At 70.1% G+C, this 22,165-nt stretch carries 22 protein-coding genes and 1 pseudogene; 5 read left to right on the top strand and 18 right to left on the bottom strand.

What is annotated here, in order from left to right; translation table 11 throughout:
• Window positions 1-131: 131 nt before the first annotated feature.
• Both ABTZ94_RS25680 and ABTZ94_RS25675 read right to left on the bottom strand, forming a co-directional pair.
• Window positions 132-812 carry a hypothetical protein gene (locus tag ABTZ94_RS25680; RefSeq protein WP_351203824.1) on the bottom strand — a complete coding sequence of 227 codons (681 nt, stop codon included), beginning with the start codon at window positions 810-812 and terminating at the stop codon, window positions 132-134.
• Between the two features lie 208 nt (window positions 813-1,020).
• A complete protein-coding gene (locus ABTZ94_RS25675; RefSeq protein ID WP_351203827.1) occupies window positions 1,021-2,847 on the bottom strand; it encodes a glycoside hydrolase family 15 protein in 1,827 nt (608 codons plus the stop codon).
• Window positions 2,848-3,080: 233 nt separating this feature from the next.
• On the opposite strand from ABTZ94_RS25675, the gene ABTZ94_RS25670 reads away from it, so the two are divergent.
• Complete coding sequence (locus tag ABTZ94_RS25670) at window positions 3,081-3,824, top strand: Clp protease N-terminal domain-containing protein (protein ID WP_351203822.1); 744 nt, start codon at window positions 3,081-3,083, stop codon at window positions 3,822-3,824.
• A 171-nt stretch (window positions 3,825-3,995) separates the two neighbouring features.
• On the opposite strand, the pseudogene ABTZ94_RS25665 reads toward ABTZ94_RS25670, so the two are convergent.
• Together ABTZ94_RS25665 and ABTZ94_RS25660 are read right to left on the bottom strand one after the other, a co-directional pair.
• Window positions 3,996-4,155, bottom strand: a pseudogene (locus tag ABTZ94_RS25665) (GNAT family N-acetyltransferase); the annotation flags it as partial.
• A gap of 9 nt (window positions 4,156-4,164) precedes the next feature.
• Complete coding sequence (locus tag ABTZ94_RS25660; RefSeq protein WP_351203820.1) at window positions 4,165-5,622, bottom strand: aminotransferase-like domain-containing protein; 1,458 nt, start codon at window positions 5,620-5,622, stop codon at window positions 4,165-4,167.
• Between ABTZ94_RS25660 and ABTZ94_RS25655 the strand changes: the two genes are divergently transcribed.
• Window positions 5,621-6,559 carry a DMT family transporter gene (locus ABTZ94_RS25655; protein WP_351203818.1) on the top strand — a complete coding sequence of 313 codons (939 nt, stop codon included), beginning with the start codon at window positions 5,621-5,623 and terminating at the stop codon, window positions 6,557-6,559. The genes ABTZ94_RS25660 and ABTZ94_RS25655 overlap by 2 nt on opposite strands.
• Before the next feature lie 86 nt (window positions 6,560-6,645).
• Entirely contained in the window at window positions 6,646-6,858 is a 213-nt protein-coding gene (locus tag ABTZ94_RS25650) for a DUF1918 domain-containing protein (RefSeq protein ID WP_351203816.1), read from the top strand.
• Window positions 6,859-6,970: 112 nt separating this feature from the next.
• Here the strand turns inward: ABTZ94_RS25650 and ABTZ94_RS25645 are convergent, their stop codons facing one another.
• Window positions 6,971-8,263 (bottom strand): glycoside hydrolase family 10-like protein, encoded by a 1,293-nt coding sequence (locus ABTZ94_RS25645; RefSeq protein ID WP_351203814.1) that lies wholly within the window; start codon window positions 8,261-8,263, stop codon window positions 6,971-6,973.
• 189 nt (window positions 8,264-8,452) lie between these two features.
• Here ABTZ94_RS25645 and ABTZ94_RS25640 point away from each other — a divergent pair, with 189 nt between their 5' ends.
• Window positions 8,453-9,313 (top strand): 3-hydroxybutyryl-CoA dehydrogenase, encoded by an 861-nt coding sequence (locus tag ABTZ94_RS25640; protein ID WP_351203812.1) that lies wholly within the window; start codon window positions 8,453-8,455, stop codon window positions 9,311-9,313.
• A gap of 68 nt (window positions 9,314-9,381) precedes the next feature.
• Here ABTZ94_RS25640 and ABTZ94_RS25635 read toward each other — a convergent pair whose 3' ends face one another.
• The 13 genes from ABTZ94_RS25635 to infC form a co-directional block, all read right to left on the bottom strand.
• Window positions 9,382-9,912 (bottom strand): NUDIX hydrolase, encoded by a 531-nt coding sequence (locus ABTZ94_RS25635; RefSeq protein WP_351203810.1) that lies wholly within the window; start codon window positions 9,910-9,912, stop codon window positions 9,382-9,384.
• Between the two features lie 87 nt (window positions 9,913-9,999).
• On the bottom strand, window positions 10,000-11,349 hold the full coding sequence (locus tag ABTZ94_RS25630; RefSeq protein WP_351203808.1) for an NsdA family TPR-like regulatory protein: 1,350 nt from the start codon (window positions 11,347-11,349) through the stop codon (window positions 10,000-10,002).
• Window positions 11,350-11,700: 351 nt separating this feature from the next.
• Window positions 11,701-14,214 carry a phenylalanine--tRNA ligase subunit beta gene (pheT, locus tag ABTZ94_RS25625; protein WP_351203806.1) on the bottom strand — a complete coding sequence of 838 codons (2,514 nt, stop codon included), beginning with the start codon at window positions 14,212-14,214 and terminating at the stop codon, window positions 11,701-11,703.
• Window positions 14,214-15,341: a phenylalanine--tRNA ligase subunit alpha gene (pheS, locus tag ABTZ94_RS25620; protein WP_351203804.1), complete on the bottom strand. Its 1,128-nt coding sequence runs from the start codon at window positions 15,339-15,341 to the stop codon at window positions 14,214-14,216. Before pheS ends, pheT begins: the two co-directional genes overlap by 1 nt.
• A 349-nt stretch (window positions 15,342-15,690) precedes the next feature.
• Window positions 15,691-16,857, bottom strand: coding sequence for a sensor histidine kinase (locus ABTZ94_RS25615; protein ID WP_351203802.1), 1,167 nt, complete (start codon window positions 16,855-16,857; stop codon window positions 15,691-15,693).
• Window positions 16,858-16,996: 139 nt separating this feature from the next.
• Complete coding sequence (locus ABTZ94_RS25610) at window positions 16,997-17,599, bottom strand: MFS transporter (RefSeq protein ID WP_351203800.1); 603 nt, start codon at window positions 17,597-17,599, stop codon at window positions 16,997-16,999.
• 6 nt (window positions 17,600-17,605) lie between these two features.
• Window positions 17,606-18,172, bottom strand: coding sequence for an MFS transporter (locus ABTZ94_RS25605; protein ID WP_351203798.1), 567 nt, complete (start codon window positions 18,170-18,172; stop codon window positions 17,606-17,608).
• Complete coding sequence (locus tag ABTZ94_RS25600) at window positions 18,061-18,420, bottom strand: hypothetical protein (RefSeq protein ID WP_351203796.1); 360 nt, start codon at window positions 18,418-18,420, stop codon at window positions 18,061-18,063. Before ABTZ94_RS25600 ends, ABTZ94_RS25605 begins: the two co-directional genes overlap by 112 nt.
• Window positions 18,417-18,734, bottom strand: coding sequence for an urease subunit beta (ureB, locus tag ABTZ94_RS25595; RefSeq protein ID WP_351203825.1), 318 nt, complete (start codon window positions 18,732-18,734; stop codon window positions 18,417-18,419). The genes ABTZ94_RS25600 and ureB overlap by 4 nt, the downstream gene beginning before the upstream one ends.
• Window positions 18,735-18,903: 169 nt before the next feature.
• A complete protein-coding gene (locus ABTZ94_RS25590) occupies window positions 18,904-19,737 on the bottom strand; it encodes a TrmH family RNA methyltransferase (RefSeq protein WP_351203794.1) in 834 nt (277 codons plus the stop codon).
• A 125-nt stretch (window positions 19,738-19,862) separates the two neighbouring features.
• Window positions 19,863-20,246 carry a 50S ribosomal protein L20 gene (rplT, locus tag ABTZ94_RS25585; RefSeq protein ID WP_351203792.1) on the bottom strand — a complete coding sequence of 128 codons (384 nt, stop codon included), beginning with the start codon at window positions 20,244-20,246 and terminating at the stop codon, window positions 19,863-19,865.
• Between the two features lie 114 nt (window positions 20,247-20,360).
• The gene (gene rpmI / locus ABTZ94_RS25580; protein WP_030918579.1) at window positions 20,361-20,555 is read right to left on the bottom strand and encodes a 50S ribosomal protein L35; all 195 of its coding nucleotides are present in this window, start codon (window positions 20,553-20,555) and stop codon (window positions 20,361-20,363) included.
• Between the two features lie 122 nt (window positions 20,556-20,677).
• Window positions 20,678-21,376, bottom strand: coding sequence for a translation initiation factor IF-3 (infC, locus tag ABTZ94_RS25575; protein ID WP_351203790.1), 699 nt, complete (start codon window positions 21,374-21,376; stop codon window positions 20,678-20,680).
• Window positions 21,377-21,717: 341 nt separating this feature from the next.
• On the opposite strand from infC, the gene ABTZ94_RS25570 reads away from it, so the two are divergent.
• Complete coding sequence (locus tag ABTZ94_RS25570) at window positions 21,718-22,080, top strand: DUF1844 domain-containing protein (protein WP_351203788.1); 363 nt, start codon at window positions 21,718-21,720, stop codon at window positions 22,078-22,080.
• Window positions 22,081-22,165 lie beyond the last annotated feature (85 nt).

The following is a 22,165-nucleotide window of genomic DNA, read 5'->3' as shown; positions in this document are numbered from 1 at the left end:
CCTGGCGGTTGACTGTTGTTCTGCGGTGTGAACTACCGATCTTGGGGGGATACAGGGCCCACTCGACCGCTCCCGACCCGGGGGGGGGGCCGCCGCCCGAAGGTGGCTCCACCGCGCAGCCGGGCAGGCGTTTACAGGTGGGCGCTGATCACACCGCCGGCGCTGAGCACGATGTATACGCCGTTGGCGTCGAGCCCGACGTCGTGCTGGTTCGCCTCCAGCGTGGCGTACACCGCGCCCTCGTTGCCGAGGATCTGCGCGCGGTACCGGAGGTCGCCGATTTTCGTGACCTTGGCCGTCCAACCGCCCGCAAGTTTGAAGGTGCCCGGTCCGCGGTGTCCGCCGCCCATCCAGGAATGGACCTGGCCGCCCAGCGTGAGCACGACGAACATGTCGTTGGCGTCGAGCCCGGCGTCGTGCTGGTTCGTCTCCAGCGTGGCCAAGACCTGACCGCGGTGGACGATCTTGGCGAGGTAGTGCTGGGCGCCGAGCTCGTAGATCTCGGCCTTGCTGCCGTCCGCCAGGGTCTGGGTGCGGACCGGGGATGCCGCCTTGGCCGTGGCGGCTGGTGCGGTGGTCCGGTGCGCGGCGGACGCCACGGTCCGCACGTTGGTCGGGGCGACGCCTGCGCTGATCTTGGAGCCGCTGAGCACACCACCGTTACCGGTGGAGCGGGAGGCGGAGCTGGAGACCTTCTTCTCCAGGCCGGCGGCGGTGTCCTTGGCCCCTTCCTGGCAGGCGGTCAATGAGAACGCCGCAGCGGCGGCGACGGCCACCAAGGCGGCGGAACGGACGGTACAGCGAGTGGTCATAGTTGAAGTCCCCCATGGGTTATCAGGATGCGGCAACTCCGCCTGCTCCCGCAGGGCGAACGACCGGATCCGCTGTTCCCTACACCCCGTGAGATGGCAGCCGGGCAAGAGTTGTTCACCGGGTTCTGTCCGCACTTGGTAACAAGGGAACTGCGATCGCACGCACCGGACGACGCTCCTTACGGAGCAAGCATTGCCGGTCACGGCATTAGCCGAGCGCGCGGTCGAGATCGAAGGCCGCGCTGATCAGAGCCAGGTGAGTGAAGGCCTGAGGGAAATTCCCGCTCTGCTCCCCCGTGCGGCCTATCTCCTCGGCATACAGACCGAGGTGGTTGGCGTACGTGAGCATCTTCTCGAACGCGAGTCGGGCCTCGTCCAGGCGGCCGGCGCGGGCCAGCGCCTCGACGTACCAGAACGAGCAGATCGAGAACGTGCCCTCATCGCCCCGCAATCCGTCCGGGCTGGCCTGCGGGTCGTAGCGGTAGACCAGCGAGTCGGACACCAGGTCCTCGCCCAGCGCGTCCAGCGTGGCGAGCCACTTCGGGTCGGTGGGGGAGACGAACTTCGCCAGCGGCATCATCAGCAGGGACGCGTCGAGGACGTGGCCGTCCTCGTACTGGACGAAGGCGTGCCGCTCGTCGGACCAGCCGTGGCGCATGATCCGGCGATAGATCGCATCACGGGCCCGCCCCCACCGCACGATGTCGACGGGCAGGCCGCGATGCTGGGCCAGCCGCATGGCGCGCTCGATGGCCACCCAGCACATCAATCGCGAGTAGAGGAAGTTCTTGCGCCCGCTGCGGGTCTCCCAGATCCCCTGGTCGGGCTGGTCCCAGTGGTCGCACAACCAGTCGACCAGCTCGCTGATGCTGTCCCAGTGCGCACTGGAGATGGGCTGCCCCCACTTGTTGTAGAGATAGAGGGCGTCGATGAGCGCCCCATAGATGTCCAGTTGCAACTGGTTGACGGCGCCGTTGCCGACGCGTACGGGAGCCGAGCCCCGGTAGCCCTCGAGATGGGTCAGCTTGCGTTCGGGCAGCTCACGGCGCCCGTCGATGCCGTACATGATCTGCAGCGGGCCGGTGGAGCCGGTCCCCTCGGTTGCTTCGATACGGACATGCTCGGAAAGGAAGCTCATGAAGGCCTCGGCCTCCTCGGTGAAGCCGAGCCTGAGCAGCGCATACACACAGAACGCCGCGTCACGGATCCATACGTAGCGGTAGTCCCAGTTGCGCTCGCCGCCGATGCGTTCGGGCAGGCTGGTGGTCGGCGCGGCGATGATGGCGCCGGTCGGGGCGTAGGTGAGCAGCTTCAGGGTGAGGGCGGAGCGGTGCACCATCTCCCGCCAGCGACCGCGGTACCTCGACCGGGACAGCCACCGCCGCCAGTACCCGACGGTGGCGTTGAACTGCTGCTCCGCCTCGGACAGCGGGCAGAATCGGGGTGCCACGTCCCCGCCGACCCGGTCGAGGGCGAAGACGGCGGACTCGCCCTCGTGCAGCTTGAACAACGACCAGACGTCCTGGCCGGCGACCTCGATCGGCACACTCGACGTCAGTGCGAGGGTGAGTGAGGGCGATTCGAAGACCGCTTGGCCGTGCTGGGCGTGCACGGTGTGCGGCTGCGTCCCGTAATCGAAACGGGGGGCCACACGGGCGCGGAACGGCAGCGATCCGCGCACGCACACCACGCGGCGGATCAGCCGGTGCCGGTCGGCCTCGCGCGAATCGTCGAGTACCGGCATGAAGTCCTGGACCTCGCCGACGCCGTCGTCCGCGAAGAAGCGAGTGATCAGCACATTGGTGTCGGGGAAGTAGAACTGCTTGGTGCGCGTCGGGGCATCCGCGGCGAGCGCGAAGGACCCGCCCCGGTCCGCATCGAGGATCGAGGCGAAGACACTGGGTGCGTCGAAGCGCGGGCAGCAGTACCAGTCGATGGTGCCGTTGGTGTCCACCAGCGCCGCGCTGCGCAGATCGCCGATCAGGCCGTGCTCGGCAATGGGCGGATAGCGAGTCGAGCCGACACCCGGGGATATGTCGAAAGCGCTGAACGTCCCGGCGCTCGCGTTGGCCTCCGTAGTCACATCAGACCTCCCTGAGCCTGCGCACCCCCTCTTCAGGCTAACCAAGTCGTCGATGTGCAGGAGAGGGATGCGCTTCTGTACGGGGCTCCGGTGATCCCGCACCGGCGATGCGGCGGAACGGCTTTCACAGCCCCAACTGTCAACCGATGGTTGACAATACAGGTCTGTCAACTTACGGTTGACACATGGTGAATCCCGTACGCGCAACCAATCCCGTACGCCTCGACGACCTGATCGAGGCCATCAAGAAGGTCCACACCGACGCCCTCGATCAGCTCTCCGACGCGGTCATCGCCGCTGACCACCTCGGTGATGTGGCCGACCATCTGATCGGGCACTTCGTCGACCAGGCCCGGCGCTCGGGCGCTTCCTGGACGGAGATCGGGAAGAGCATGGGGGTGACCAGGCAGGCGGCCCAGAAGCGGTTCGTCACCAAGGACCCCGGCGCACCGTCGGACCTCGACCCCAGCCAGGGGTTCGGCCGCTTCACCGAGCGCGCCAGGAACGTCGTGATGGCCGCGCAGAACGAGGCCCGTGCGGCAGGCAACGACGAGGTGCGCACCGAGCACCTCGTGCTGGGGCTGCTCGCCGAGCCGGAGGCGCTCGGCCCCGCGTTCCTCAAGGCCCAGGGCGTCACGCTGGAGGCCGTCCGTCAGGCCGCGACCGAGGCGCTGCCGGCCGCGGTCGACGAGGTGCCGGACCTCATCCCGTACGACGCCGGGGCCCGCAAGGCGCTGGAGCTGACATTCCGGGAGGCCCTGCGGATGGGCCACAACTACATCGGCACCGAACACCTCCTGCTCGCTCTGCTGGAGCAGGAGGACGGTGCGGGTGTGCTGGCGGGGCTCGGCATCGACAAGGCGACCGCCGAGACGGCCATCGCCGAGGCCCTCACGCTCATCGCCGCCGACTCGGAAAAGGAGGCGTGAGCGACGCAGCCCGTCCGGGGCATGCGCGGCGAGAGCCGGTGCCGGTCATCCGGCGCCGGCCTTCGCACGCCGGCCGACAGGACCCTTGGCCGTGGACCGGACGTTGACCAGGGTCTCCCGCTCCCGGAGCCGGGCGTGGGCGGCATCGGCCCGGCCGCCCCAGAGTCAGGCGCCGAAGTTGAGCGATCCGGTGATGGCCCGGTCCTGATGCTCGCACCTTCGCCCGAGCGCCCAGTAGGCGTAGGTGGAGACAGTGGTGGATACGGGCCGCGTCCAGGCGGGACGGGCCGGACGAGACCTCGTAACGCTGCTGGAGCATGTCGTCGTTCATGGCCGGAAGTTATCCCCCGAGGTCGGTCAGGACTTCGTCGCAGGCGGTGCGCAGACGACGGACTCCCTCAGCGATCTCGGCCGCCCCGGCGACCGCGGCGAAGCTCAACCGGACCTGCGGGGACGGGGGTTCGGCGCAGAAGTACGGGCGGCCCGGTGCGATGGCCACGCCCGCGCGCAGGGCTGCCGAGACCACCGCGGACTCGTCCGTACCGGCTTCCGCGTCGGGCAGGCGCAGCCACAGGTTGCCGCCGCCCGCGGGGATGTGCGGGAGTGCGAGGGCGGGCAGTTCCTGCCGCAGGGCCGTCGCCATGGCGGTGCGCCGGATTCTCAGCCCGGTCGACACGGAACGCAGATGGTGACCCCATGCCGGGGAGCCGACCAGTTCGAGCGCGGCTTCCTGAAGCGGTCGGGGCACGAAGAAGCTGTCGACGATCTGGATGGCACGCAGCCGTCCCAGCACCGGACCGCGGGCGGCGAGCGCGCCCACCCGCAGGCTGGGCGAGGCGACCTTGGTGAGGGAGCAGACGTGGACGACCACTCCGTCGTGGTCGTCGGCGGCCAGGGGCGCGGGAAGTGGCCCGGCGTCGTCGTGGACCAGGCGGCGGGCGAAGTCGTCCTCGATGACGAAGGCTCCCGCCGCACGGGCGATCCGGACGACCTCGCCGTGCCGTTCGGGGGCGAGGACCGCGCCGGTCGGGTTCTGGAAGAGCGGCTGGCAGACGAATACGCGGGCGCCGGTGGCCCGGAAGGCGGCGGCGAGCAGTTCCGGCCGTACGCCGTCGGCGTCGACGGGTACCGGTACGGGCCGCAGTCCGGTGGCGCGGGCGGCGGCCAGCATTCCCGGGTAGGTGGGCGATTCGACCAGGACCGGGGCGCCGGGCGGGGCGAGGGCGCGCAGTGCGGTGGCCAGGGCGCTCTGGCCACCCGCGGTGATCAGTACGTCGGCGGCGGTGAGTGCGGGCCCGATTTCCCGGGCGAACCAGGCACGCAGCTCGGTCAGACCGTCGGTGGGTGGGCGGCCCCAGGCGCCGGGGCGGCGTCCGGCCCTGGCGAGGGCGGCGGCGAGCGCCCGCTCCGGCTGGAGCGAGGAGTGGAGGTAGCCGCCGTTGAGCTCGATGACGCCGGGCGGCGGCGCGGCGAGCGTGACCAGGACACCGGAGGCGTCGACGGTGCGCGGCACCGCTTCGGGGCCGCCGTCGCCGCTGAGGGAGACCTCCTGCCAGGAGGTGTCGCCCGGCGGGGGCACATCGGTACGGGGCTGCGCCCGGAAGGCGCCGGAGCCGGGCCTCGTGACGACGAGGCCCTCGGCTGCGAGCTGGGCAATGGCCCGGGAGACGGTGACGGGGCTGACTCGGAAGCGCTCCACGAGGGCCCGGCTGGACGGCAGCTTTCCACCAGGTGAGTAGCGGTTCACTTCGCTGCGGAGGAAATCGACGAGTTCAGCGACGCTGCTACGCTCTTGCATGAAAGCAGAGGATAGCGCTACTCGCAGCAGCACGATAGCGGTTGGTTCATCGAGGGCCGGTACGGCGAACCGTGGCGGCGTGGTTCTCGCCGGGCTCGGTGTACTCGCCTTCTCTCTCACCTTCCCGTCCACGGCCTGGGGCCTGGAGAGCTTCGGCCCCTGGTCGCTGGTGGCGCTGCGCACCCTGCTCGCCGCGGCGATCGCGGGCAGCGTGCTGCTGGCGGGGCGTGTTCCGGTGCCGGACCGCCGGCACCGGGCCGGACTGGTCGTCGTCTCCGCGGGTGTGGTGGTCGGCTTCCCGCTGCTGACGACGCTGGCGCTGCAGACGTCGACGACCTCGCACGCAGCCGTTGTGGTGGGGCTGCTGCCGCTGACCACCGCGGTGTTCTCCTCGCTGCGGACCGGGGCACGGCCGCCGCGTGCCTTCTGGATCGTCGCGCTCGCCGGGGCGGCCGTGGTGATCGCGTTCACCGTGCAGCAGAGCGGTGGTGCGCTGTCCGGCGGTGATCTGCATCTGTTCGGTGCGCTGCTGGTGTGCGCGGCGGGGTACACCGAGGGCGGCAGGCTGGCCGGGATCATGCCGGGCTGGCAGGTGGTCGGCTGGGCGCTGATCCTCTCCCTGCCGCTCGCGGTGGCAGCGGCGGCCATCGCGTTGCCGCTGGAGCCGGTGCGGCTGACCGCGCACGGAGTGATCGGACTGGTCTGGGTGGCGGCCGGGTCCACCTTCTTCGGACTGTACGTCTGGTACCGCGGGATGGCGCAGATCGGGGTCCCGCGGGCCAGCCAGCTTCAGCTCGCGCAGCCGTTGCTGACTCTGGTGCTGTCGTTCTTCCTGCTCGGCGAGGAGGTCCCGGCGGCGGCGCCGGTGGCAGCGATCGCGGTGCTCGTCTGCATCGCGGCCACCCAGCGAACGGGGCGTGCCCGGCGTCCGGGGTGAGAACCACGCACCGCCCACCGAGCGAAGTCGCCTTTCGGTCATAGACTTGTCGACAAGGACCGCCACCCGTGAGGAGGTCACTCCCGATGGAGGCACACGCGGGCGACCGGCTACTGACGCACGGCAGGACCGTGGGCCAGCACGACCGTGTCGCAGAGATCGTCGAAGTGCTCGGGGCCGGGGGCACTCCCCCGTTCCGCGTCCGCTTCGAGGACGGACACGAACACCTGATTTCGCCCGGTCCCGACAGCGTCGTCCAGCACACCGTCGTCCGGAAGCAGGCACCGGAGACCCCGTAGCGGCCTCCGGCGGGCGCGGACGGCACTGCTCTTCACCCCCGGGCCCTGGGCGGGCCGACCGGATTCCGGCAGCCCGCCCACAACACCCGGTGCGTCCACTGCGCTTCTTCTGTCAGCGAGGTGGGCGCACCCTGTTGCGATAGTGGTCGGCCACCACCCGGTCCATGGCTCCGATCCGGTCCGTGACGACGTTCGTGCCGGAGAAGTAGACATGGCCGCGCACCTGGTCGTAGGCGGCGGCGAAGTCGAGGTGGCGGGAGAGCTCGGCCGGGTTCTGCCAGGCGGCGGGCTGGGCCGGGTCACCGGCCTTGTAGAGCGCCTCGCCCACGAACAGATCGACGCCCGTGCCCCGTACGACGGCGTCCCACCAGGGCAGCAGCTTGGCGTAGTCGGCGGCGGCGAAGCCGATGTTCCAGTAGATCTGCGGGCAGATGTAGTCGATCCAGCCCTTCCGGACCCAGCCGCGGGTGTCGGCGTACAGATCGTCGTAGGTCTGCACACCCGCCTTCGTGGCGGAGCCGAGCGGATCGGTCGAGGCGTTGCGCCACACACCGAACGGGCTGATCCCGAACTGGACGTTCTTCTTGATCTTCTTGATTCGCTCGGCCGTCTCACGGACCAGCTTGTCGGTGTTGTCACGCCGCCAGGCGGCCTTGTCCGGGAAACCCGCGCCGTACTTCGCATAGGTGGCGTCGTCGTCGAAGACCTGCCCGGCCACCGGGTACGGGTAGAAGTAGTCGTCCCAGTGCACGGCGTCGATGTCGTAGCGGCGAACCGCGTCCAGCATCGCGTCCTGGACGAAGCGGCGGACCTCGGGGATTCCGGGGTTGTAGTAGAGCTTCCCGCCGTACGGCAGGACCCAGTCGGGGTGCAGCCTGGCGGGGTGGGTGGCGACCAGCCGGGACGGATCGGTGTGGTTGGCGACCCGGTACGGGTTGAACCAGGCGTGCAGTTCCAGGCCGCGGCGGTGCGCCTCCCGGACGGCGGTGCCCAGCGGATCCCAGCCGGGGTCCTTGCCCTGGACCCCGGTGAGGTACTGGGCCCACGGTTCGTAGGGCGAGGGCCACAACGCGTCGGCCGTCGGCCGGACCTGGAGGATCACGGTGTTCAGGCGCCGGTCGACGGCCTCGTCGAGGTACGCGATCAGCTCGGCCTTCTGCGCCGCCGCTGTCAGACCGGGCGCCGAGGGCCAGTCGACGTTGGCGACGGTGGCGACCCACATGCCGCGCAGCTCGCGCCGCGCCACATGGTGACCACGCTCGCGCGGCGCTGCGCCCGTCAGCCCGGAGCCGGCCTGCCGGGACGGGACCGCGACGGCGTCACCGGCCGTGGTGATTGTGCTCACCACCCCTGCGACCACCCCGGCCGCACCCGCCACAAAGCCTCTTCTGGCCATTTGCCGCATTTCGTTGCACCTGCCGTCTCTCTGTCCTCGTCCGTCGCCCCGATATCCGGGCGTAACGCAGAGCATGCCCGCCCCGGCCCGCAATGACCCGTAGGTCGCGGAGTAACGTCGGGGGGTCGGGGCGGGCACCGGAATCAGACGGGATCCTGCGACACGGAGAACAGCGAAAGGCACGAGGTGACGGACTCTATGGCCGACATTGCACGCGTCGGAGTGGTGGGCTGTGGCCAGATGGGCGCGGGTATCGCGGAGGTGTGCGCCCGCAGCGGTCTTGAGGTCAAGGTGGCCGAGACCACCGGCGAGGCGCTGGAGATCGGCCGCACCCGGCTGCACAACTCCCTCTCGAAAGCCGCCGAACGCGGCAAGATCACTCCGGAGGAGCGCGACGAGACACTGGCTCGTCTGAGCTTCACCACCGACCTCGGAGAGTTCGCCGACCGCGATCTCGTCATCGAGGCCGTCGTGGAGAACGAGCAGGTCAAGACCGAGATCTTCCAGGTACTCGACCAGGTGGTGACCCGGCAGGACGCGATCCTCGCCTCGAACACCTCCTCCATCCCGCTGGTGAAGCTGGCCGTGGCGACCTCTCGCCCGGACCAGGTCATCGGCATCCACTTCTTCAACCCGGCCCCGGTGCAGAAGCTCGTCGAGCTGATCCCCGCGCTGACGACGTCCGACGAGACGGTGAAGCGCTCCGAGGCCCTGGTTCAGGATGTCCTCGGCAAGCACCCGATCCGCGCCCAGGACCGCTCCGGCTTCGTCGTCAACGCGCTGCTGATTCCGTATCTGCTCTCCGCGATCCGGATGTTCGAGTCGGGGATCGCCAGCCGCGAGGACATCGACAACGGCATGGAGCTCGGCTGCGCCCACCCGATGGGCCCGCTCAAGCTCTCCGACCTGATCGGTCTCGACACCGTGGCCTCGGTCGCCGACTCGATGTACGCGGAGTTCAAGGAGCCGCTGTACGCCGCTCCCCCGCTGCTCCAGCGGATGGTGGACGCGGGCCGCCTCGGCCGCAAGACGGGCTCGGGCTTCTACCCGTACTCCTGATCCGTCGCTCGTGCCTCTGCGGGGCCGGCCGGGAAACCCCCGTCCGGCCCCGTTCGGTTCCTGGAGCTTCATCCCAGCCGTAAGTGATGGAGCATCATCAGCCCGGCCACCATGCCCGCGGCCGGAACCTCGCCGCGGGCGATCATGTCGGGCACCAGCTTGAGCGGTATCCACTCGCGGCGCGAGGACTCGAAGTCGTCACCGGGGTGGCCGGTCCAGGTGGCCTCCTCGGACCAGTAGAGGTGGTGCCGGGCGTCGGTGAGGCCGTTCGAAGGCTCCACGGTCAGCAGCGGACGCAGCGGGCCCGGGCGCCAGCCGGTCTCCTCCTCCATCTCCCGGGCGGCGGCCGCCGCGATGTCCTCGCCGTCCTCGACGACGCCCGCAGCGAGTTCCCAGCCCCAGCTGTCGGTGATGAACCGGTGCCGCCAGAGCAGCAGTACCTCGTTGGCCTCATTGACGACGGTGGCCACCGCGACGGGGCGGAGCCGGATGAGGTAGTGGTCGAGATGGCGGCCGTCGGGGATGAGCACATCCGCCAGATTGACCCGGAACCAGCGGTTCTCATACACGGTTTGTTCGTTCAGATTCGCCCACTGCACAGTTTTGCCACCTTCCGACAAGTAGGTGGCAACATCGCAGCAGGAGCGGGACCGGAGGGGAACGCACCGGTACCCGCGGGGTATAACTCACAGCGGTACGCGCAACGCCCCGTCGATCAGTTCGGCGGCCCGCCCCGCGTCGGCGCAGCCGCTCGCGATCAGATCCTCACGCACCGCACGCAGCCGGTCGCGCAGCCGCTGCGACTCCATGCCCCTGGCCCGCTCCGCCATCTCCACCGCCGTGGCCGCCGCCCGGTCCGCCTCGCCCTGACGCAGCTCGACATGGGTCAGCATGGCCAGACGGTGCACCCGGCCACGGTCGTGCGCCGGGGTCCGTACGGCCGTCGCCGCGTGTTCCCTGGCCCCCGGCAGATCGCCGAGGCCGAGCAGGGCCTCGGCCACCTGCACATTGACCAGACCCGGCTGGACGTACCCCATCTCGTCCGGTTCATGGGCCGGCCGGATACGTTCGGCCTCCGACTCGGCACGCCGGATGCACTCCATGGCGCTTGTGGCGTCGCCGATGCGGGCGTAGGCCTTGGCCTGCATCGCGTACAGATCGGCGGCCAGCGCGGGAGTGATGTGCCGGCCCGCGGCCCGTAGCGCCGCCTGCGCGAAGGCCACGGACTGCCGGTAGTCGGCGAGGAACAGCGACTGGTTGACCAGCAGGGCGATCACATAGCCGCCGAGCCCCCGGTCCCCGCTCGCCTTGGCCAGCCTCAGCGCCTGGTGGAAGTAGCGCTGGGCGAGCCCGTGCGCGTCGGAGTCGTATGCGCAGATACCCGCAACCGCCACCAACCCGCCCGTCGCCCGGTGCAGTTGGCGCCCCATCGCGTCGCTGTAACCGCCGCGCAGCAGCGGGGCGGTCTCGGCGTTGAGGAAGCCGACGATGCGGGATCGGGTCGCGATTCCGCCCGCCCTGCGGTACATCAGTTCGTAGTGGGTACGGGCCGCGCGCAGGGTCACTATGTCGGCCATGCCGACCCGGGTCGTGCCGCTGCGGGAGACATCGACGTCCTCCGGCGGGTTCTCCCACTCCCAGACGGGCATCACCGCAGTGGTGCCCGTGACGGCGGCCGAGGCGAGTAAGTGCGGGCGCTGTTGTTCGTCGGAGCGCCACAGCGCGGTGGCCCGCTCAACGAACCCGGTGAGTGTGGATCCGGGCCCGGCCGCGCCGGCGCCCGGGGTCGCCATGCCGATGTCGGCCAGCGACAGAGGCCGCTTCAGCCGGTTACCGAGCACTTCACAGATCAGGTCCGGCACCTGGCCGCGTGGGCGTTGCCCCTTCAACCAGCGGGCCACCGCGGTGTGTTCGTACCGCAGGCACAGTCCGCGGGAGCGGCCGGCCCGGTTGATGTGCGCGGCGAGGCCGGCCCGGGAGACGCCCGCCTCCTCAATCAGGGCCTCCAGCAGAATGTTGGGCTCCGTTGCCCCCATGTGCCCCTCCGGTGGTTCGGCACGCCGAGGCGTGCCGAACCAGTGGAGCACGATTCACACGGGGTGTGAACGGAATGCCCGAACCGTCCCGCTGCGCGCTCTGTTGCACCGGTGCGCGGATCGGTTGAATCAGTCGTCTCGCAAGAGGCGGCCGGGTCGTCTGCTCCCCCCTCGTACAGTCGACGACCCGCAACCGCACCGTCCGTTTCCGCCGACCTGTCCGGCACCCCGCGGCGGCACGGACGGTGCGGGGAACGCCCACGAGCGGTTCTGTGCCGCTCGGCGAGCACAGGAGGGGCGTATCCGGTCAGCGGATACGCCCCTCCTTCATGATGTGTGATGCGTGAGGCGTTACGCGCCCCGCAGCACCGCGCCCGTCCGCTCGGCGGCCAGGGCCACCGCCGCGTCGCGAGCGGCCGTGGCCTCGTCGACGGTCAGCGTGCGATCCGCCGCGCGGAAGCGCAGCGCGTACGCCAGGGACTTGCGGCCCGCGCCGATCTGGTCGCCGGTGAAGACGTCGAACAGCCGTAGCGACTCGAGGAGTTCACCCGCGCCCGTACGCAGCGCCTGCTCCACCTCGGCGGCGGGTACGCCCTCGGCGACGATCAGCGCGACGTCCTGGGTCGCCACCGGGAAGGTGGAGATCCGAGGCGCCTGGAGCGCGCCCTCGACGGCCTGCTCCAGAACGTCGAGCTCGACCTCCATGGCGCAGGTGCGCTCCGGCAGGTGGAGCTCCTTGATGACGCGCGGGTGCAGCTCACCGGCGTGCCCGAAGAGGGTCTCCTCGCCGTTCACCGTGACGTACAGCGCGGCGCAGCGGCCCGGGTGCCACGGTGCGTGCTGGTCGCTCCGGACGGTCACCTCGACACCCGCCTCACGGGCGATCGTACGAGCGGCCTCGATGGAATCCGCCCAGTCGGCCGGGCGGCCCTTGCCCCACCAGCCGGCCTGCTCGCGAGCGCCCGCGAGGACGACGGCGGCGCAGCGCGGCTGACGCGGCAGCGTGGCGTCGAGCCCGGCGATCTCCTCGTCGGTGGGACGGCGGTCGACGGGCAGCCGTACGGCCTTCGTCTCGTCGCCGGTCGGCCTGAAGACGAGGCCGGTCTCGAAGAGCGCGAGGTCGTGGCTGCCGCGGCCGTCGTTGCGCCGCAGTGCGCCGAGCAGGCCCGGCAGCAGCGTGGTGCGCAGCGTCGGCTCCTCGTCGGAGAGCGGGTTGACGAGCTCGACCGTACGGCGGCGGGCGTCGTCGGCGTCGAGCCCGAGCTGGTCGAGCACGGCGTCGCCGATGAACGGGTAGTTCAGCGCCTCGACGTAGCCGGCTCCGGCGAGCGCCCTGCCGACCCTGCGGTGCAGCCGCTGGCGGTCGGTGAGCCCGCGGCCGGACGGCGGCGTCGGGAGGGTGGACGGGAGGTTCTCGTAACCCTCCAGCCGGATGACCTCTTCGGCGAGGTCGTTCGGCTCGCTCAGGTCGGGCCGCCAGGACGGCACGGTGACGAGGAGCTCGTCCTGCCCGTAGACGTCGCAGCCGACCTGCTGGAGGCGGCGTACGACGGTCTCGCGGCCGTAGCCGACACCGGCAACCCGGTCGGGGTGGTCGGCGGGCATCGCGATGGTGCGGGGCGCGGACGGGGCGCTGACCTCGGTGACCCCGGCCTCGGCGGTGCCGCCGGCGAGCAGCACCAGGAGGTCGACGGTGCGCTGTGCGGCGGCGGCCGCGGCCTGTGGGTCGGCGCCGCGCTCGAAGCGCTTGGACGCCTCGGAGGACAGCTTGTGCCGACGCGCGGTCCGGGCGATCGAGATCGCGTCGAAGTGCGCGGCCTCGATGACGACCTCGGTGGTGCTGTGCGCACCTTCCTGGACGTCAGCGATCTCGGTGTTGGCTCCGCCCATGACGCCCGCGAGGCCGATCGGCCCGCGGTTGTCGGTGATGACCAGGTCCTCGGCGTCCAGGACGCGGACCGTGCCGTCGAGGGTGGTGAGCTTCTCGCCCTGCTGGGCGCGGCGCACCCCGATCGGCCCGTCGATGCGGGTGCGGTCGTAGGCGTGCAGCGGCTGGCCGAGCTCCAGCATCACGTAGTTGGTGATGTCGACGGCGAGCGAGATCGGGCGCATCCCGGCCTTCTGCAGCCTGCGCTGCAGCCAGATCGGGGAGCGTGCCTCGGGCTGCAGGCCGACGACGGTGCGCGCGGTGAACCTGTCGCAGCCGGTCGGGTCGGCGACCTTGACCGGGTAACCGAACGCGTTCGGCGCGGGTACGTCGAGGAGGGCGGGGTCGCGCAGCGGCAGCCCGTACGCGATGGCGGTCTCACGGGCGACGCCGCGCATGGACAGGCAGTAGCCGCGGTCCGGTGTGACGGCGATGTCGAGGACCTCGTCGACGAGCTCGAGCAGCTCGATCGCGTCGGTGCCGGCCTCGTGCTCCGGCGGCAGCACGATGATGCCGTGCGTGCCGTCGTCGCCCATGCCGAGCTCGTCGGTGGAGCAGATCATGCCGTGCGAGGTCTTGCCGTACGTCTTGCGTGCGGCGATCGCGAAGTCTCCGGGCAGGACGGCGCCCGGGAGGACCACGACGACCTTGTCGCCGACGGAGAAGTTACGGGCTCCGCAGACGATCTCCTGCGGCTCGCCGGTGCCGTTGGCGTTGCCGACGTCGACCGTGCAGAAGCGGATGGGCTTCTTGAAGCCCTCCAGCTCCTCGATGGTCAGTACCTGTCCGACGACCAGCGGGCCCTTGAGGCCGGCGCCGATCTGCTCGACCCTCTCGACCTCGAGGCCCACGCCGACGAGCTTGGCCTGTACGTCACGGCCGGTCTGTGTCGCCGGCAGGTCGACGTACTCCCGCAGCCAGGAAAGCGGGACGCGCATCAGATCTCCATCCCGAACGGCCGGGTGAACCGGACGTCACCCTCGACCATGTCTCGCATGTCTTCGACGTTGTGGCGGAACATCAGCATCCGTTCGATGCCGAACCCGAAGGCGAATCCGCTGTACTTCTTGGGGTCGACACCGCAGGCGATGAGCACCTTGGGGTTGACCATGCCGCAGCCGCCGAGCTCGATCCAGCCCTCGCTGCCGCAGGTGCGGCAGGGGCGGTCCGGGTTGCCGACGGAGGCGCCGCGGCAGACGTAGCAGACCATGTCCATCTCGGCGGACGGCTCGGTGAACGGGAAGAAGTTCGGCCGGAGCCGGGTCTTCATGTCCGGGCCGAAGAGCGCCTGGACCATGTGGTCGAGGGTGCCCTTGAGGTCGGCCATGGTGAGGCCCTCGTCGATGGCGAGCAGCTCGATCTGGTGGAAGACCGGGGTGTGCGTCGCGTCGAGCTCGTCGGTGCGGTAGACGCGGCCGGGGCAGACGACATAGACGGGGGGCTCGCGGTCGAGCAGGGTGCGGGCCTGGACCGGCGAGGTGTGTGTACGCAGCACGACACCGGACTCGTCGTTCTTGGCACCGTCGGCGCCCTGGACGAAGAAGGTGTCCTGCATCTGCCGGGCCGGGTGGTCGGGCACGAAGTTCAGGGCGTCGAAGTTGAACCACTCCGCCTCGACCTCGGGGCCCTCCGCGACCTCGTAGCCCATGGCCACGAAGACGTCCGCGACGCGCTCCATGAAGGTCGTCAGCGGGTGGCGGGCGCCGGCCGGGGTGCGGTCGTAGGGCAGCGTGACATCCACCGCCTCCTCGACCAGTACGCGGGCGTCACGCTCGGCCTCCAGCTCCGCCTGACGGGCGGCGAGGGCCTTGCTCACGGCGCCGCGGGCCTGGCCCACGCGCTTGCCCGCCTCGGCCTTGGCCTGCGGCGGCAGGGCCCCGATCTCCCGGTTGGCGAGCGACAGGGGCGAGGTACCACCGGTGTGCGCGGTCTTCGCCTGGGCGAGCGCATCGAGGTCACCGGCGGCGGCGAAGGCGGCGAACGCCTCGTCCCGCATGCGCTCGATCTCTTCCGGTTTCAGTGCCTCGACCTCGACTGGGTCGTACGACTTGTTCGGTGCCGACATCTCTTCCCGTGCTTCCGATTGGCTGGTACTGCGCTTACGAGCACCCCCACGACAGGGAGCGGGCTCCCGACGCCCTGCGACTCCGCTTGCGGCGTTGTCGTCAGTCAACGACGCTCCTTCCCCAAGCTCTCGGCTTCGCTCGACCAGGGGAGGCCCCATCCGCTTCCTTCCTCCGCCTTGCAATCGAAGCCGCATGACGCCGCTCGCTGATCCGCTCCCTGTCGTGGGGGAGATCGTTACCGGGGGAAAGCCCCCGGACCCCCATGGCCCCGCTCAACGACTGGAGGACGCAAAGGTGCCAAAAGTCGAGTCTAAGGGTCACGGGATGTGTGGGAGGCCCGTGGGCTGCTCAGACCAGGTAGGCCGGCGTGCTCACGGGCAGAATAAATCGGAACTCCGCGCCGCCGCCGGGGCCGCGGCCGACCGTGATCGTGCCGCCGTGCGCCTCGACGATGCCCTTGACGATGTAGAGGCCCAGGCCCGTACCGCCGCGCTTGCTTCCCCGCCAGAAGCGGGTGAAGACACGGCCCATCGACTCTTCGGGGATGCCGGGGCCTTCGTCGCTCACGGTGACGGCCGTTCCCTTCTCGTCGCTCTTCGCGGGTGCGGGTGCGACTTCAATGGTGACGGTTCCCTCGCCGTGGCGCACCGCGTTTTCCAGCAGGTTGCCGAGCACCTGGTCGACCTTGTCCGGGTCGGCCCAGACCGCGGGCAGCGGCTGGCAGGTGCGCACGAGGAAGCGGCCGGGAGGCGTCTGGCCGTTCGCGGTGAGGGCCTGGATGTGGCGTTCAACGGCGGCGGGGATGTCCACGGGCTGTCGTCGCAGCTCCAGCCGGCCGGAGTCGATCCGGGAGATGTCGAGCAGTTCGGCGATGAGCCGGGTGACGCGGCCCGCGTCGGCGTCGACGGTCTCCAGCATCAGGCGCTTCTGGTCGTCGGTGAACCGTTCCCACTTGGCGAGGAGGGTCGCGGTGAAGCCCTTGACGGAGGTCAGTGGGGAGCGCAGCTCGTGGGCGACGATCGCAATCAGCTCGGCGTGGCTGCGTTCGGTACGGCGGCGGGCCTCGGTGCCGCGCAGCGAGATCACCAGACGGCGTACGGGACCGGTCGGGTGCTCTCGTACGTACCGTGCGGAGACCAGGACCTCGCGGCCGCCGGGCAGCAGCAGATTGCGCTCGGGCTGGCCGACCCGGGTGGCGAGGCCGCCGTACGGATCGGTCAGGGCCCACCAGCGGCGGCCCTTGAGGTCCTCCAGCGGCAGTGCGTGCTCCAAGGGGCGGCCGAGCGCGGCGGCGCGGGGCACGGCGGCGATCCGGGCGGCTGCGGAGTTGAAGCAGATGACCCGGCCGGTCTCGTCTGCGATGACCAGGCCGTCGGGGAGGTCGTCGGGATCGATGGTCGCGTCGACGGGTCCGATGACCAGGCCGTCGGCCGGTTCGCCCGCCGTGTCGGGGTCCTCGCAGGCGCGCACGACGGCCGCGTGTGTCCCGCGCGGCCTGCTCATGCCGACAGCCATATCCCGTACCCCACCTCTCGAACCGGTGCAGTGGGCCCCCCGAGTCCGTCACCCTACTAGTCGTCGGTGACGGAGCGACACCCTGCGGGGGCGCACTGCTGCGGTCCGCCGTTCGGCGGGGTACGGGACATGGCCTCGGTCAGACGGCGACCTCGACGCGGTCCCCGGCCGGCAGGGCCGCCCGCTCACGGCGCGTGAGCGATCCGGAGGCGAACGATCCGACGGTCGTGCAGGCCGCGATCACCATCAGGAGCAGGGCCGCGCCCCACGAGGCACCGTTGGCCGCGCTGGTCAGCGAGGTGGCGAGCAGCGGTACGAATCCGGCCACGACGCCCGCGAGGTTGTAGGACATCGCGACGGCGCTGCAGCGGAACGCCTCGGGGAACATTCCGGAGACCACGGCGCCGATGGGGGCGTACGGAATGGAGAGTGCGCCTATACCGAGCCCCACCCCGAGGTAGACCAGTGCGGGCTTGCCGGTGTCGACGAGCCAGAAGGCCGGGAAGGCGACGGCCATCGAGACGATGCCGCCGATGGCACAGACCATCCAGGAGCCGATCCGGTCGGCGATCCGCCCCGCCACGACGAGCACGACGATCTCGACGACCGAGCCGATGACGGTGGCGTTCAGCATCACGGACTTGTCGATGCCGAGCTCGTCGGTGCCGTACGAGATGATGAACGTGGTCATCAGGAAGAAGCCGCCGACGCCGAGCAGGGCCGCACCGATGCCGATGATCATGCGGCCCTAGGTGCAACGGAACGCCTCGATGAGCGGTGCGGGCTTCGGGCCGTTCTTCTCGGCGTCGGCGAGCATCGCGTGGAAGACCGGCGACTCCTCGATCCGCAGCCGCATGTAGAGCGCGAAGCCGAGCAGCGGGAACGCGGCGAGGAACGGCAGGCGCCAGCCCCAGGAGTAGAACGAATCGTCGGGCAGCATCCCGACCAGGGCGAACGCGCCGGACGAGATCAGGGTGCCGACGGGCGAGCCGAGCTGCGGGATCGAGGAGTAGCTGCCGTGCTTCTCCTTCGGGGTGTGCTCCAGCGTGAGCAGCATGGCGCCGCTCCACTCACCGCCGACCGAGATGCCCTGCAGGAAGCGGAGCAGTGCGAGGAGGACGGGGGCCCAGATGCCGATGGTGGCGTAGCTGGGGAGCAGGCCGATGCAGCCGGTGGTGACGCCCATCATCACGACGGTGATGATCAGGGCGACCTTGCGGCCGTAGCGGTCGCCGATGTGGCCGAAAACGGCCGCACCGATGGGGCGGGCGACGAAGCCCACGGCGAAGGTGACGAAGGACGCGATGGTGCCCACGGCCGGGTCCAGCTCGGGGAAGAAGAGCCGGTTGAAGACCAGGGCGGCAGGGCGGATTCCCGGTCGGAGCGGGGCGAGGCGAGCAGCCCGTCGCGTACGGTCTTGCCGCAGCCGCCGAGCAGTTCGTCGCCGGGGGTGCCGTCGTCGGCCTCCACCTCGACCCAGAGGGAGGTGTCGCCGAGCCGGATGCGGTCGCCGGTGGTGGGTCCGTACAGAGCGTTGTACGTACGGCGGTCGATGCTGGTCATGCGCGCTGCTCCTCGGACCGGGCGTGCTGCGGGTGACGGGAAAGGGGGATCAGCGAGACCTCCCGGGACTCCCCCGGTTCGAAGGCCAGCGCGGTGCCGGCCGCGATGTCCAGCCGCAGCCCCCGCGCCGCTTCCCGGTCCAGCTCCAGGGCCGCGTTCACCTCGTGCAGCGGATAGTGCGAGGAGACGAACACCGTACGGTCACCGGTGTTGCGGACGGTGAGTGCCGTGCGCGGGCGCCCCTCGTTGATGCGCACCGGACCGGGGGCGGTCCGTACGGCTCCGGGGGCGGTGTCGGGTGTCCCCGGGCCGATCGGCCGGTCGACGGCGACGAGGGCGGTGCCGCTCGGGAAGAGCTGACCGGCCGCGACGTCCGCCGCCCCGACGACGCGGCACTGGTCGCGGTGGCCCTGCGGGCCAGGACTGCGGCCGCGGATTAACGACCTCGCAGCGCCCTTCCCGGTCCGGTCCGAAAGAAAGGCCTCAGCGGCGGGGGCGCTGGGCCCGTGCGGAGGCATACAGGCAGACGGCCGCGGCTGTCGCCAGATTGAGGCTCTCCGCCTTGCCATGGATCGGCACCCTCACGACGGCGTCTGCCAGCGCCCGGGTCTCCTCCGGCAGGCCCCAGGCCTCGTTGCCGAAGACCCAGGCGGTCGGCCCGCCCATGGTCCCCGCGTCGAGTTCGTCGTCGAGGTCGTCGTCGCCCGCTCCGTCGGCGGCGAGAATCCGTACGCCCGCGTCCCTCAGCCCCTGCACGGCCTGCTCCACCGGAACACCGACTGCGACCGGCAGATGGAAGAGCGAACCGACCGAGGCCCTGACGGACTTGGGGTTGTAGAGGTCGACCGAGGCATCGGTGAGCACGACGGCGTCGGCGCCCGCGGCGTCGGCGCAGCGCAGCACCGTACCTGCGTTCCCCGGGTCGCGTACGTGGGCGAGGACGGCGACCAGCTTCGGCTTCGCGGCGAGGATGGCGTCGAACGGCGAGTCGAGGAAGCGGCAGACACCGATCAGCCCCTGGGGGGTGACGGTCTGCGACACATCGGCGAGCACATCGCCGTCCGCGAGGTGCACCCGGGCTCCGGCCGCATGGGCTGCGTCGACGATGCCGGCGTACCGCTCGGCCGCCTCGACGGTGGCGAACAGCTCGATCAGCGTCGCCTCGCCGTCGCTGCCGCGGTGCTCGGCGGCCTCGCGCACGGCCTGCGGCCCCTCGGCGATGAATCTGCGCTCCTTGCCGCGGAAGTTGCGCTTGGCCAGCCGCCGGGCGGCGGTGACGCGCGGCGATCGCGGGGAGATCAGTTCGGGGGTGCCCATGGTCGGCGGCGAGCCTCTCTGCGTACGGAGGTGACGGACGTACGGAACATGTCGTGCAACGCACCGGACCCGCAGACGACGAGCGCCTGCGGGTCCGGCTCAGAAGCCAAGAAGTGCGACCTGGATCAGACGGCCTTCGGGGCGTTGACGTCGCTCGGGAGGGCCTTCTGGGCAACCTCGACGAGGGCAGCGAACGCGTTGGCGTCGTTGACCGCGAGCTCGGCCAGGATCTTGCGGTCCACCTCGATGTTGGCGGCCTTCAGACCCTGGATGAGGCGGTTGTACGTCATGCCGTTCTGGCGGGCAGCGGCGTTGATGCGCTGGATCCACAGCTGACGGAAGTCGCCCTTGCGCTTCTTGCGGTCGTTGTAGTTGTAGACCAGGGAGTGGGTGACCTGCTCCTTGGCCTTGCGGTACAGGCGCGAGCGCTGACCGCGGTAACCGCTGGCGGCCTCGAGGATTGCCCGGCGCTTCTTGTGGGCGTTGACTGCCCGCTTGACGCGTGCCACTTGTTAACTCCTTGTAGCGGGGCTGGTGTTCACGGTATCGACTCACCCAGCCCGGAAACGAATTGGTCCCGGTGTGATCGAGGTCGCGCCCCCGGATTCACCGGGGGCCGAACCTCACTTGCCGAGAAGCTTCTTGATCTTCTTGGCGTCGGCCGGAGCCACGACGACCGTGCCGGTCAGCGAGCGGGTCTTCTTGGACGACTTGTGCTCGAGCAGGTGGCGCTTGCCGGCCTTCTCGCGGAGCACCTTGCCGGAGCCGGTGATCTTGAAGCGCTTGCTGGCACCGCTGTGCGTCTTGTTCTTCGGCATCGCGCCGTTCTCTCCTCGTCAGTGGCGCCCCTCGCGGTGCGGGGCACCGGACAGCAGGGGCGTCAGATCTTGGTGGGAATTCCGGGGAGACCCGGGGCCGCCTGGATGGCGGCCCCCTGAGGTCATGCCTCGGAAGGTGTCTCGGCCGGAGCCTCGGGCTGCGCTTCGGCAGCCTCGTCCGCAGCTTCGGCGTCGGGGGTCGAACCCTGACGCCCCGCCTTGCGGGCGGCCTGGGCCTCGCGGGCCTCGGCCATGGCTTCGGTCTTCTTCTTGTGCGGGCCCAGAACCATGATCATGTTCCGGCCGTCCTGCTTCGGGTTGGACTCGATGAAGCCGAGTTCCTCCACGTCCGAAGCGAGACGCTGGAGCAGTCGGAAGCCCAGCTCAGGGCGGGACTGCTCACGACCACGGAACATGATCGTGATCTTGACCTTGTCGCCCTGCTTGAGGAACCGGACGACATGACCCTTCTTGGTGTCATAGTCGTGCGGGTCGATCTTCGGCCGGAGCTTCATCTCCTTGATGACCGTGTGCGCCTGGTTCTTGCGCGCCTCACGGGCCTTCATGGCCGACTCGTACTTGAACTTCCCGTAGTCCATGAGCTTGCACACGGGCGGACGGGCGGTCGCCGCCACCTCGACCAGGTCGAGGTCGTACTCCTGTGCGAGTTCCAGGGCCTTGGCAAGCGGAACAATCCCGACCTGCTCGCCGCTGGGACCGACAAGTCGCACCTCGGGAACGCGAATCCGGTCGTTGATGCGGGGCTCGGCGCTGATGGATCCTCCTCGGTAGCACCACGCGGCCGTCTGGCGGACAGCCACGTAACGTCTGTTTCGTGAGACCAACCGCACCAGCACATCAAAAATGCCCCGGACGGGACACAGGCGGGGCTCCTGGAAAACCGGAACACCGCCGCGGTCAACCGCGGGGCGCATCGGGCGGCTCCATCGTCCGTACGGAACGATGGGCGCCACCTGACCGGTGACCTGCCGTCCCGGAGGATGGTCAGGTGGGAGATCGGAGCCTCCACTTGTGGGCCGAGCACATAGATGCCCAGCCGGTCGTTACACAAGGTTAGCAGCTCCCCCGGGCGTGCGCTAACCAGCTGTCGCCCCCGCTCCCGCAGACAGCATGCCTCCGGAGTGGGCCTATCGTATGGCGCATGAGTGACGCGACCCCCACCACCGGTTCCCCAGACTTCGACGACATGGCCCGCGACATCGCGGAGGTGCCCGCGGTCGAGGTGATCGTGACGGTCGCGGTCAATCTGATGAGCGCCGCCGCCGTGAAGCTCGGGCTGACCGAGGACGGTGACAAGCACAAGGACCTCGACGAGGCCCGCAAGCTGGTGCATGCACTGGCCGGCCTGCTGGACGCCAGCACCACCGAGATCAGCTCCTTCCACGCGGCTCCGCTGCGTGACGGCCTGAAGTCCCTGCAGCTGGCGTTCCGCGAGGCGTCGCTCGTACCGGACGAGCCCGGCCAGGGCCCCGGCGAGAAGTACACCGGTCCCGTCTTCGGCTGAGCCCGCCCGCCCTCCATTTCTTACGACTTCATATGACCGTGAGCCCTCTGCCCGTTCCGGGCAGAGGGCTCACGGTCATATGAAG

It is taken from the genome of Streptomyces sp. NPDC002785 (assembly GCF_040295565.1).
Lineage (GTDB): Bacteria > Actinomycetota > Actinomycetes > Streptomycetales > Streptomycetaceae > Streptomyces.
This window is presented reverse-complemented; position numbering and strand designations above follow the sequence as displayed.